The following is a 12,381-nucleotide window of genomic DNA, read 5'->3' on the forward strand; positions in this document are numbered from 1 at the left end:
AATACAAAGCAGCGGCCCACTTTTCAAGAAGGTGTAGTTGCGATGAAACGTGTAGGTCTGATCGGTTGGCGCGGGATGGTCGGTTCCGTGCTCATGCAGCGGATGCTGGAAGAGCAGGATTTCGATCTAATCGAGCCGGTGTTTTTCACCACTTCCAACGTCGGTGGCCAAGGCCCGTCCGTGGGCAAGGACATTGCTCCGCTCAAGGACGCTTACAGCATTGACGAGCTGAAGACCCTCGACGTGATCCTGACCTGCCAGGGCGGCGACTACACCAGCGAAGTGTTCCCGAAGCTGCGCGAAGCCGGCTGGCAGGGTTACTGGATCGACGCGGCCTCGAGCCTGCGCATGAACGATGACGCCGTGATCATTCTCGATCCGGTCAACCGCAAGGTCATCGACCAGCAACTGGACGCGGGCACCAAGAACTACATTGGCGGCAACTGCACCGTCAGTCTGATGCTGATGGGGCTGGGCGGTCTGTTCGAAGCCGGTCTGGTCGAGTGGATGAGCGCCATGACTTATCAGGCGGCCTCCGGGGCCGGCGCGCAGAACATGCGTGAACTGATCAAGCAGATGGGCGCAACCCACGCGGCGGTGGCCGATCAACTGGCCGATCCGGCCAGCGCGATCCTCGACATCGACCGTCGTGTGGCCGAAGCCATGCGCAGCGACGCGTACCCGACCGAAAACTTCGGCGTACCGCTGGCCGGCAGCCTGATCCCGTGGATCGACAAGGAACTGCCGAACGGCCAGAGCCGCGAAGAGTGGAAGGCCCAGGCCGAGACCAACAAGATTCTCGGCCGTTTCAAGAGCCCGATCCCGGTCGATGGCATCTGCGTGCGCATCGGCGCCATGCGTTGCCACAGCCAGGCGCTGACCATCAAGCTGAACAAAGACGTACCGATCGCCGACATCGAAGGGCTGATCAGCCAGCACAACCCTTGGGTCAAACTGGTGCCGAACCAGCGCGAGATCAGCATGCAGGAGCTGAGCCCGACCAAGGTCACCGGCACCCTGAATGTGCCGGTGGGGCGTCTGCGCAAGCTGAACATGGGTTCGCAATTCGTCGGTGCCTTCACCGTCGGCGACCAACTGCTGTGGGGCGCGGCCGAACCGCTGCGTCGCATGCTGCGGATCCTGCTGGAGCGTTGATCGCTTGAAGCAATGAAAGAACCCGTGCCTTGTGAGAGGTGCGGGTTTTTTTATGCCTGAGGTTTCTCGGGTGTATGTTCTGTCGCCTTCGCGAGCAAGCTCGCTCCCACCTTGAAATGCATTCCCCTGTGGGAGCGAGCTTGCTCGCGAAGGGGCAGGCGCAGTCGCCACAAATCCTGCAGAAATTGCCTGTGCGCCAGTCACCCGGTAAAGTGCCGCTCCCCCCGTTTCGCCAGAGGTAGAACCATGACCCAGACCCTTGATATTGCCGTCGTCGGCGCCACCGGTACTGTCGGCGAAACCCTCGTACAGATTCTCGAAGAGCGCGACTTCCCGGTCGGCAACCTGCACTTGCTGGCCAGCAGCGAATCCGCTGGCAGCTCGGTGCTGTTCCGCAACAAGAACGTGCGCGTGCGTGAAGTCGACGAGTTCGATTTCAGCAAGGTCAAACTGGTGTTCTTCGCCGCCGGCCCGGCCATCTCCCTGAGCTACGTGGCACGTGCCCACGCGGCTGGTTGCTCGCTGATCGACCTGTCCGGCGCATTGCCGGCCGAGCAGGCGCCGCAAGTGGTGCCGGAAGCCAACGCCGAGGTGATCGCCGGTCTGAAAGCGCCGTTCCAGGTCAGCAGCCCAAGCCCGTCGGCGACGACGCTGGCCGTGGTGCTGGCGCCGCTGCTCGACCTGCTCGACCTGCAATACGTCAACGTCACCGCCAATCTGGCCGTTTCCGCGCAAGGTCGCGAAGCTGTCACCGAGCTGGCCCGGCAGACCGCTGAGCTATTGAACATGCGTCCGCTGGAGCCGACTTTCTTCGACCGGCAAATGGCCTTCAACCTGCTGGCCCAGGTCGGCACCCCCGATGCTCAAGGCCATACGCTGCTGGAAAAACGTCTGGTGCGCGAATTGCGTCAGGTGCTGGCGCAGCCTTTATTAAAGATTTCCGCAACTCTGCGTTCAAGCCCCGGTGTTTTTTGGCGATAGCTATAGCGTGACCTTGCAGTCAGCGAGCGCGGTCGACCTGGAAAAGGTCAACGCGGCACTGGAAGACGCACCGGGTATTGAGCTTGTCGAAGCCGGCGATTATCCGACCGCAGTGGGTGACGCGGTGGGGCAGGATGTTGTCTATGTCGGTCGCGTGCGTACTGGCGTCGATGACCCGGCGGAACTTAATCTGTGGCTGACGTCAGATAACGTACGCAAAGGCGCCGCCCTGAATGCTGTGCAGGTCGCTGAATTGTTGATAAAAGACCTGCTGTAAAAGATACTTGGCAACAATTTGTCGACTGATTCTAGGTGAGCGCTATGCTTGCCCGGAGCACTTGATAACGTGTCACCCTCCGGGACTTTCCGGGGCATCAAAGAAATGATCGCGCGCGGCAGTCTGTCGTCGTCGCGCGCAATGCCTTACGGCAGCGGCAATCAACATCTTCTCGCTGGCCGAGGAACGTTCAAACAAAGGATGAGGCTATGGTTCAAGTTCGCAAACTGGTGTTAGCAATAGCGGCCGCCTCGGCGCTGTCCTCCGGTATGGCGCATGCCCTCGGGCTCGGGGAGCTGACCCTGAAGTCGACCCTGAACCAGCCGCTGGTGGCCGAGATCGAGTTGCTCGACGTCAAGGATCTCACCGCTGCCGAAGTGGTGCCGAGCCTGGCGTCTCCTGAAGACTTCGCCAAGGCCGGCGTTGACCGTCAGGCCTTCCTCAATGACCTGACGTTCACCCCGGTGCTCAACGCCAGCGGCAAAAGCGTGCTGCGCGTGACCTCGAGCAAGCCGTTGTCGGAACCGATGGTGAAATTCCTCGTGCAGGTGATGTGGCCGAACGGCCGTCTGCTGCGCGATTACAGCGTGCTGCTGGATCCATCGAAGTTCTCGCCGCAGACCGCTGACGCCGCCGCGCAACCGGCGCCGACGCAGACCATCACTGCGCCGACCACCGGTGCCACCCATCCGACTCAGTACACCACCACGCCGCGCGACACCCTGTGGGAAATTGCTGCAAAGGCGCGCACTGGCGGTTCAGTGCAGCAGACCATGCTGGCGATTCAGGCGCTCAACCCGAACGCGTTTATCGACGGCAACATCAACCGGCTGAAAACCGGTCAGGTGCTGCGTTTGCCGGACTCGGTGCAAAGCACCGCGCTGCCACAGTCGAAGGCGATTGCTGAAGTTGCCGCGCAGAACGAAGCCTGGCGTCAGGGCCGTCGTTATGTGGCCAAGCCAGGCACCGGTCAGCAGCAGCTCGATGCCACCAGGCGTGGTCGCGGCAATGCCGGCACCGCTCAGAATGCTCAGGACAACCTGAGCCTGGTCTCCGCCGAAAACGCCAAGGGGCGCGGCAAAGGCCCGGCAGGCGATGCCAAGGCGCTGAGCAACAAACTGGCGGTGACTCAGGAAAGCCTCGACACGACCCGTCGTGACAACGAAGAACTGAAAAGCCGCATGACCGATCTGCAAAGTCAGCTGGACAAGCTGCAAAAGCTGATCGAGCTGAAGAACAATCAACTGGCGAAGATGCAGGCCGAAGGGCCAGGCGCTGCGCCCGCCGCGAATCCTGCAGCACCTGCCGTCCCGGCGATCACCGCCGAACTGGCCGCGACGCCGCCAGCGACGCCGGCAGAGGCGGCTTCTCCTACACCGGAATCGGCCATTGCGCCACCGGTCGAGACCCCGATTGAGCCGGTTGTCGAACCCAAGTCTGCGGTTGTCGATGATGAGAAAACCTTCAACGAGCTGCTGACTAATCCGATTCTGTTGGGTCTGGTCGGCGGTGGTGCGGTTGTTCTGTTGCTCTTGCTGTTGCTGCTGGCGCGTCGTCGCAAAGCGCAGCAGGAAGCCGAAAAGCATATGCGCATGGCGCGTGCGCTGTCTGAAGAGCAGGAATTCTCCGCCGAGCAGGATCTGCCGGAGAGCAGCTTCGAAGGCCTGGAAGTGCCGGCGGCAAGCGTCAAGCTCAACACTCCGGCTCCAGCTCCGGCGCCGGTGGTGGCGCCAGTGGTGATGGCTGAGCCGATTGCCGCGCCGCTGGTGGCCCCTGCCGCCGAACGCTCGGATGACGTGCTGGACAAGGCGCAGTCGCACATCAATGCCGGTCGCCTGAATCAGGCAGCCGCACTGCTGGAAGAGGGTGTCAGCCTCGAACCGCAACGCAGTGACTTGCGCCTGAAGCTGATGGAAGTCTACGGTCAGCAGGGCGATCGCGATGCGTTCGTCGGTCAAGAACGACAGCTGGTGGCCAATGGCGACAACTTTGCCAAAGTCGAAGAGCTGAAAAGCCGCTTCCCGGCAATGGCCGTGGTGGCGGCGAGCGGTCTGGCGGCAGCGGCAGTTGCCGCCGAGCTGGACGCGCAATACGTCAAAGACCTGTTGCTGGATGAGCCTGAGGCGCCGGCCGCGGCACCGCAGGAAGACGATCTGGACAGCGCGTTCGACCTGAGCCTGGACGATCTCGACAACATCACTCCGGTAGCACCAGCCCCAGTGGTTGAGCCGCAAGCGCCGGTGGAGCTGGACGAATTCCCGGCGGACGACGATCTGAGCTTTGAGTCGGTGCTGCAACAGCAGACCGAGATCAAAGACAATCTGGACGATCTGTCGGACTTCGACCTGGATCTGGACCTTGGTGCCGAGCCGGCACCGGCGGCTCTGGCTGATGACGATTTCTTGCTGGATCTGGACGAAGGCGTGAAGGATCTTGCGCCGGTCGAGCCGCCGGTCGTTGCCGACGTGCCGCAGGATGATCTGGAGTTGCCTGCCGATTTCGACCTGTCGCTGGCCGACGAAATGGACACCAACCCGCCCGCCGAACCCGATGCGTTCGCAACCGAGCTGGACGACGTCAACGCCGAGCTGGATCGCCTGTCGCAAAGCATCGCCGAACCGACCTTCACCGAAGCCGATGCGGCGATCGGTGACGATCTGGGCGAAGATGACTTCGACTTCCTCGCCGGCACTGACGAAGCGGCCACCAAGCTCGATCTGGCTCAGGCCTACATCGACATGGGCGACAACGACGGCGCGCGCGACATCCTCAATGAAGTGTTGACCGAGGGTGACGAGAAGCAGCGTGGCGAGGCCAAGGAAATGCTCTCGAACCTGGCGTAAGTTCAGCGGTAAACAAAAAAACGGCAGCCCAGTGAGGCTGCCGTTTTTGTTTGGGCCGGAATCTGTGTTCTCCTGGCTATTGTCATCGCTGGCAAGCCGGCTCCCACAGGTTCTGCGTACGCCAGAGAAACTGTGGGAGCCGGCTTGCCAGCGATGGAGGCCGATGAGGCGACAGAGAACCTTCTGGCATCCCTGAACCACAGCCTTATAATGCCCGCCTTTGCACAAACAGCAGGCTGTCCCACCTTGGCAAACATAGATAACCCGGTCGCCGAAATGGCCCCCGACGGCTTTTACCGCGTCGCGCTGGGCGTTGAGTACAAAGGCTCGCGCTACAGCGGCTGGCAGCGTCAGTTGACGGGTGTGGCAACGGTTCAGGAAGAACTCGAAAAAGCGCTGTCGAAAGTCGCCAATTCACCGATTTCGCTGCAATGCGCCGGGCGCACCGATGCCGGCGTGCATGCCTGCGGGCAAGTGGTGCATTTCGACACGCCGGTCGAGCGTTCACTGAAGGCCTGGGTCATGGGGGCCAACATCAATTTGCCCCATGACATCAGTGTCAGTTGGGCCAAAGTCATGCCGGCGCATTTCCATGCGCGCTTCAAGGCCATCGCCCGGCGTTACCGCTATGTGATCTACAACGATCAGATCCGCCCGGCGCATCTGAACGAAGAAATCACCTGGAACCACCGTCCGCTCGACGTCGAGCGCATGGCCGAGGCGGCGCAGTACCTGATCGGTACTCATGATTTCAGTGCGTTCCGCGCCGGCCAGTGTCAGGCCAAGTCGCCTATCAAGAAGATGCATCACCTGCGCGTCACCCGTCACGGCAAGATGATCGTGCTCGACATCCGAGCCAATGCGTTTCTCCATCACATGGTGCGCAACATTGCCGGGGTCTTGATGACCATTGGTGCCGGCGAGCGGCCGGTGGAGTGGATGAAGGAAGTGCTGGAAAGTCGCGAGCGCCGTTCCGGCGGCGTCACCGCGCATCCGTATGGCCTCTATCTGGTGCAGGTTGAGTACCACGACGAATTCCCGTTGCCCGAGCGTTTTGTCGGGCCACATTTCCTTACGGGTTTCTCCGAACTTGACGGCTGACGCCCTCGAACGCTTTTGTTACCATCCGGGACTTTCCCGGATTTTGCCTCGGAGTTTTTCTCGATATGTCAGCCGTTCGCAGCAAGATCTGCGGGATTACCCGCATAGAGGATGCGTTGGCAGCGGTCGAAGCCGGGGCTGACGCCATTGGTTTCGTGTTTTATGCCAAGAGTCCGCGAGCGGTGAACGTGCAGCAGGCGAGGGCGATCATCCGCGCCCTGCCGCCATTCGTGACCACCGTCGGCCTGTTCGTCAACGCCAGTCGCTGCGAGCTGGGGGAAATCCTCGACGCCGTACCGCTGGACCTGTTGCAGTTCCATGGCGATGAAAGCGCTGAGGCCTGCGAAGAATGGCGTCGGCCTTATATCAAGGCGTTGCGGGTCAAGGCCGGCGATGACATTGCTGCAGCCGTTGCTGCTTACCCGGGTGCCAGTGGCGTACTGCTCGACACTTATGTCGAGGGTGTGCCCGGCGGAACCGGTGAGGCCTTCGACTGGTCTCTGATTCCGCCGGATTTGAGCAAACCACTGATTCTGGCGGGTGGCCTGACGCCGGAAAACGTCGCCGACGCCGTGGCCCGGGTGAGGCCCTACGCGGTCGACGTCAGCGGTGGGGTAGAGGCGAGCAAGGGTATCAAGGATCATGCGAAGATCCGGGCTTTCATCGCCGCTGCACGCAAAGCGCCATATTGATGTGACGGCTGGCAGTCTGCCGCCGTCCATCAATGCACTTGCACAAAGCAGGCGAGGCTGAGGGTTTATGGGTTGCACGCAGGTCATGTTTCGCGCTGACCGTGGCGGTCCACCAACCATCGCCACACACATGAATTTAGCTGAAGGGCATACGCGGGGCTGCGAACCAGAGCGTTCGGGCCGCCGGTACTGGAGAAAGAAAGCATGAGCAACTGGTTAGTAGACAAACTGATCCCTTCGATCATGCGTTCCGAGGTCAAGAAGAGCTCGGTGCCGGAAGGTCTGTGGCACAAATGCCCGTCTTGCGAGGCTGTGCTGTATCGTCCGGAGCTGGAAAAGACCCTGGACGTTTGCCCGAAATGCAACCATCACATGCGCATCGGCGCACGTGCGCGCGTCGACATCTTCCTCGATGCCGAAGGTCGCAACGAACTGGGCGCCGATCTGGAGCCGGTTGACCGTCTCAAATTCCGCGACGGCAAAAAGTACAAGGACCGTCTGGTCGCTGCACAGAAGCAGACCGGCGAGAAAGACGCGTTGATCTCCGTCAGCGGCACCCTGCTGGGTATGCCGGTGGTGGTTTCGGCGTTTGAATTCAGCTTCATGGGCGGCTCGATGGGTGCCATCGTCGGTGAGCGCTTCGTGCGCGCTGCCAACTACGCCCTGGAACACCGTTGCCCGATGATCTGCTTCGCCGCTTCCGGTGGTGCGCGCATGCAGGAAGCGCTGATCTCGCTGATGCAGATGGCGAAGACCTCGGCCGTGCTGGCACGTCTGCGCGAAGAAGGCATTCCGTTCATCTCGGTACTGACCGACCCGGTCTACGGTGGGGTTTCCGCCAGTCTGGCAATGCTTGGCGACGTTATCGTCGGTGAGCCGAAAGCCCTGATCGGCTTCGCCGGTCCGCGTGTGATCGAACAGACCGTGCGTGAAAAACTGCCGGAAGGCTTCCAGCGCAGCGAGTTCCTGCTGGAGCACGGCGCCATCGACCTGATCATTGATCGTCGTGAACTGCGTCCGCGTCTGGGCAATCTGCTGGCGCAACTGACCGGCCAGCCGACACCGACCTACGTCGCCGCTCCAGTCGAGCCAATCGTGGTTCCGCCGGTGCCTGCCAACGTATGACCGAGCGCACCCTTGGCGAGTGGCTCGCCTACCTTGAGCAGTTGCATCCGTCAGCCATCGACATGGGGCTGGAACGTTCGCAACAGGTAGCGTCCCGCATGGGGCTGGGCCAGCCGGCGCCTCGGGTGATTACGGTCACCGGCACCAACGGCAAGGGTTCGACCTGCGCGTTCGTAGCTTCATTGCTGCGGGCGCAGGGTCTGAGCGTTGGTGTCTACAATTCCCCGCACCTGCTGCGTTACAACGAGCGGGTGCAGTTCAATGGCGTCGAAGCCACTGACGCCCAGCTCTGCGAAGCCTTCGCGGCCGTTGAAGTGGGGCGTGGCGACACTTCCCTGACTTATTTCGAAATGGGCACCCTGGCGGCGTTCTGGCTGTTTCAGCAGGCCGGGCTGGATGCGGTGGTCCTGGAAGTAGGTCTGGGCGGGCGTCTGGACACGGTCAACGTGGTGGACGCCGACATGGCGCTGGTGACCAGTATCGGCGTCGACCACGCCGATTATCTGGGTGATACCCGCGAGTCCGTGGCCTTCGAAAAGGCCGGAATTTTCCGTCAGGGCAAACCTGCCCTGTGTGGCGACCTCAATCCTCCGCAACCGCTGCTCGACAAGGCACGCGAACTGGCGTGCCCGTTCTTCCTGCGCGGGCGAGACTTCGATCTTGGTGTTACCGATCAGCACTGGCAGTGGCGCGGTACCGACGCGCAAGGCCGGGTCGTTGAGTTGCGCGATTTGCCCTTGCTCGATCTGCCGATGGAAAACGCAGCGTTGGCGTTGCAGGCGTATCTGCTGCTCGGACTGCCGTGGGATGCCGGGCAGATCGTGGCTGCCTTGCAGGCGACTCGTGTGGTTGGCCGTCTGGATCGCCGCTCGTTCGAATGGAATGGCAAGCGCCTGAATGTATTGCTGGATGTGGGGCACAATCCCCATGCCGCCGAGTATCTGGCTCGTCGTCTGGCCTCCCGGCCGCCGGTCGGCAAGCGTCTGGCGGTGTTCGGGCTGCTGGCGGACAAGGATCTGGATGGTGTTGTCGGCGAATTGAGTGCTAGTGTCGAGCACTGGGCGGTTGCGCCGCTGGATTCGCCACGCGCTCGCCCGGTGGCTGAATTACACGCTGCCTTGCAGAACCTTGGCGCATCCGTCACGTCTTACGACAGTGTCGCCGCCGCCCTGGAAGGGCAATGTGCAGTGGCAACCGGCGACGACGAGATTCTGTTGTTCGGATCATTTTATTGTGTCGCCGAGGCCCTTGAATGGCTGGCCCGGCGCTCCACGGAGGAAGCGGCAAATGGCTTTGCTGGATAAAGCGTACAAGCAGCGCATGGTCGGCGCCCTGGTGCTGGTGGCGCTGGCGGTGATTTTCCTGCCGATGCTGTTTTCCCGTCAGGATGAGCAACGCCAGGTGGTCGTCGAGGCGCCGGCCGCTCCGCAAGCATCTGCCATGCCGCAGGTGCAAATGGAGCAGGTGGCGGTGCCGGAGCCGCAGGCCTTGCCGCAAGAACCGGTGCCAACCGATGAAGAAGTTGCAGAAGAGACTGCGCCTGCTGCTCCGATTGCCCCGGCTGCACCGGTACCGGCGGCTCCCATAGCCATCGCCAAACCGGCTGCGCCGCCAGCGGTGGCCAAGCCGATTCCGGCGCCTGCCCAGCCTATCGCTGCGCCAGCAACCAAGCCTGACACCACGCAAAGCCGCGTCGATGCCAATGGTCTGTCGGTGAGCTGGTCGGTGCAACTGGCCAGTCTGTCGAGCCGCGCCAGTGCCGAGAGCCTGCAGAAAACCCTGCGCAGCCAAGGCTATAACGCCTACATCCGCTCTGCCGATGGCAAGAATCGGGTGTTCGTCGGGCCGCTGATCGAACGTGCCGAAGCCGATCGTCTGCGCGATCTGTTGAGTCGTCAGCAGAACCTCAAGGGTTTTGTCGTACGCTTCCAGCCCGAGCGCGGTTAAAAACTATCGCCTCGATTGAAATGCACTGATAATCGCAGCTTACCGAGAGGCATGCGCTCTGCTAAAATGCGCCGCCTTATCCGTCTGTAGGCTGCACTGTGCCATTTACCTGGGTTGACTGGGCGATCGTTGCAATCATCGCCATCTCCGCTTTGATCAGTTTGAGCCGCGGCTTCGTCAAGGAAGCATTATCGCTGGTGACCTGGATCATCGCAGGAGTCGTTGCCTGGATGTTCGGTGGCTCACTGTCCGAGTACCTCGCCGGATACATCGAAACCCCATCGGCTCGCGTGATCGCGGGCTGTGCCATCATGTTTGTCGCCACACTGATCGTGGGCGCAATGATCAATTATCTTATCGGCGAGTTGGTTCGCGTCACCGGGTTGTCCGGGACCGATCGATTCCTCGGCATGGCCTTCGGTGCAGCGCGTGGCGTGTTGCTGGTGGTCGTGGCAGTCGGGCTGTTGAGCCTGGGGCCGGTACAGCAGGACGGGTGGTGGAAAGAATCACAGCTCGTGCCAAAGTTTCTATTGGTCGCCGACTGGTCCAAAAACCTGATTCTCGGGTGGAGCAGTCAGTGGCTTGCCAGCGGAATCAGCGTACCCGCTGATATTCCGTTCAAGGAGCAACTCTTGCCGTCGGCCAAAACGCCACAGTGAGTGTTGTTCAGTTCAGATCCATTAAGTAGGGGTTGCGTCGCATGTGTGGCATCGTCGGTATCGTCGGTAAGTCGAACGTCAATCAGGCGCTGTATGACGCGCTAACCGTGCTCCAGCACCGCGGCCAGGACGCTGCCGGTATCGTGACCAGCCATGATGGCCGGTTGTTCCTGCGCAAGGACAATGGCCTGGTGCGTGACGTGTTTCAACAACGTCACATGCAGCGTCTGGTCGGCCATATGGGTATCGGCCACGTCCGCTACCCGACTGCGGGCAGCTCGACTTCGGCCGAAGCCCAACCGTTTTACGTCAACTCGCCTTACGGCATTACCCTGGCGCATAACGGTAACCTGACCAACGTTGAGCAGTTGGCCAAAGAGATCTACGAATCCGACCTGCGTCACGTCAACACCAGTTCCGACTCGGAAGTGCTGCTGAACGTGTTCGCCCACGAGCTGGCCCAGCGCGGCAAGCTGCAGCCGACCGAAGAAGACGTGTTTGCCGCCGTGACCGACGTGCATAACCGTTGCGTGGGTGGTTACGCCGTCGTGGCGATGGTGACCGGTTACGGCATCGTCGGTTTCCGCGATCCGCACGGCATTCGCCCGATCGTGTTCGGCCAGCGTCACACCGACGAAGGCGTCGAGTACATGATCGCGTCCGAAAGCGTTTCGCTGGACGTGCTCGGTTTCACCCTGATTCGCGACCTCGCCCCGGGCGAAGCGGTCTACATCACTGAAGACGGCAAGCTGCACACCCGTCAATGTGCGACCAACCCGTCCCTGACCCCGTGCATCTTCGAACACGTCTACCTGGCGCGCCCGGACTCGATCATCGACGGCGTGTCTGTGTACAAGGCCCGTCTGCGCATGGGCGAGAAGCTTGCCGAGAAGATCCTGCGCGAGCGTCCAGAGCACGACATCGACGTGGTCATCCCGATTCCGGACACCAGCCGTACTGCTGCGCTGGAGCTGGCCAACCACCTGGGCGTGAAATTCCGCGAAGGTTTCGTCAAGAACCGTTACATCGGTCGCACCTTCATCATGCCGGGCCAGGCGGCTCGCAAGAAGTCGGTTCGCCAGAAGCTCAACGCCATCGAGCTGGAATTCCGCGGCAAGAATGTGATGCTGGTCGACGACTCGATCGTGCGCGGCACCACCTGCAAGCAGATCATCCAGATGGCCCGTGAAGCCGGCGCGAAAAACGTCTACTTCTGCTCGGCGGCGCCGGCAGTACGCTTCCCGAACGTGTATGGCATCGACATGCCAAGCGCTCACGAGCTGATCGCCCACAACCGTTCGACCCAGGACGTGGCGGATCTGATCGGCGCTGACTGGCTGATCTATCAGGACCTGCCTGACTTGATCGAAGCGGTCGGCGGCGGCAAGATCAAGATCGAGCACTTCGATTGCGCGGTGTTCGACGGCAAGTACGTCACCGGCGACGTCGACGAGGCTTACCTGAACAAGATCGAGCAGGCGCGCAACGATGCCTCCAAGGTCAAGACCCAGGCAGTCAGTGCGATCATTGATCTGTACAACAACTGAGTTTCTACCGGCCCTGAGGGGCCGGTTTTGTATCTGACTTTCAATTTTCAAGAA

9 protein-coding genes and 1 pseudogene are annotated in these 12,381 nt (G+C 61.3%); all 10 read left to right on the forward strand.

From position 1 onward, the window contains the following. Positions 1-42 precede the first annotated feature (42 nt). The 10 genes and pseudogenes from asd (at position 43) to purF (ending at position 12,327) form a co-directional block, all read left to right on the forward strand. Entirely contained in the window at positions 43-1,155 is a 1,113-nt protein-coding gene (asd, locus tag ACXX9E_RS15395; protein WP_064363920.1) for an aspartate-semialdehyde dehydrogenase, read from the forward strand. Between the two features lie 246 nt (positions 1,156-1,401). Then, a pseudogene (locus tag ACXX9E_RS15400) lies at positions 1,402-2,413 on the forward strand (aspartate-semialdehyde dehydrogenase). Positions 2,414-2,622: 209 nt separating this feature from the next. Continuing rightward, positions 2,623-5,256: a motility hub landmark protein FimV gene (locus tag ACXX9E_RS15405; RefSeq protein WP_458555650.1), complete on the forward strand. Its 2,634-nt coding sequence runs from the start codon at positions 2,623-2,625 to the stop codon at positions 5,254-5,256. A gap of 276 nt (positions 5,257-5,532) precedes the next feature. Next, positions 5,533-6,357, forward strand: coding sequence for a tRNA pseudouridine(38-40) synthase TruA (gene truA, locus ACXX9E_RS15410; protein WP_177490526.1), 825 nt, complete (start codon positions 5,533-5,535; stop codon positions 6,355-6,357). Between the two features lie 65 nt (positions 6,358-6,422). Further along, positions 6,423-7,049 carry a phosphoribosylanthranilate isomerase gene (locus tag ACXX9E_RS15415; RefSeq protein WP_128614842.1) on the forward strand — a complete coding sequence of 209 codons (627 nt, stop codon included), beginning with the start codon at positions 6,423-6,425 and terminating at the stop codon, positions 7,047-7,049. A gap of 204 nt (positions 7,050-7,253) precedes the next feature. Further along, positions 7,254-8,174, forward strand: coding sequence for an acetyl-CoA carboxylase, carboxyltransferase subunit beta (accD, locus tag ACXX9E_RS15420; protein WP_458555651.1), 921 nt, complete (start codon positions 7,254-7,256; stop codon positions 8,172-8,174). After that, a complete protein-coding gene (folC, locus tag ACXX9E_RS15425) occupies positions 8,171-9,478 on the forward strand; it encodes a bifunctional tetrahydrofolate synthase/dihydrofolate synthase (RefSeq protein ID WP_458555652.1) in 1,308 nt (435 codons plus the stop codon). The genes accD and folC overlap by 4 nt, the downstream gene beginning before the upstream one ends. Further along, a complete protein-coding gene (locus ACXX9E_RS15430) occupies positions 9,462-10,121 on the forward strand; it encodes an SPOR domain-containing protein (RefSeq protein ID WP_123463403.1) in 660 nt (219 codons plus the stop codon). Before folC ends, ACXX9E_RS15430 begins: the two co-directional genes overlap by 17 nt. 98 nt (positions 10,122-10,219) lie before the next feature. Next, positions 10,220-10,780, forward strand: coding sequence for a CvpA family protein (locus ACXX9E_RS15435; RefSeq protein ID WP_007913461.1), 561 nt, complete (start codon positions 10,220-10,222; stop codon positions 10,778-10,780). Between the two features lie 41 nt (positions 10,781-10,821). Further along, on the forward strand, positions 10,822-12,327 hold the full coding sequence (purF, locus tag ACXX9E_RS15440) for an amidophosphoribosyltransferase (RefSeq protein ID WP_016773943.1): 1,506 nt from the start codon (positions 10,822-10,824) through the stop codon (positions 12,325-12,327). The last annotated feature ends 54 nt before the right edge of the window (positions 12,328-12,381 follow it).

The organism is Pseudomonas sp. GNP014 (assembly GCF_054344005.1).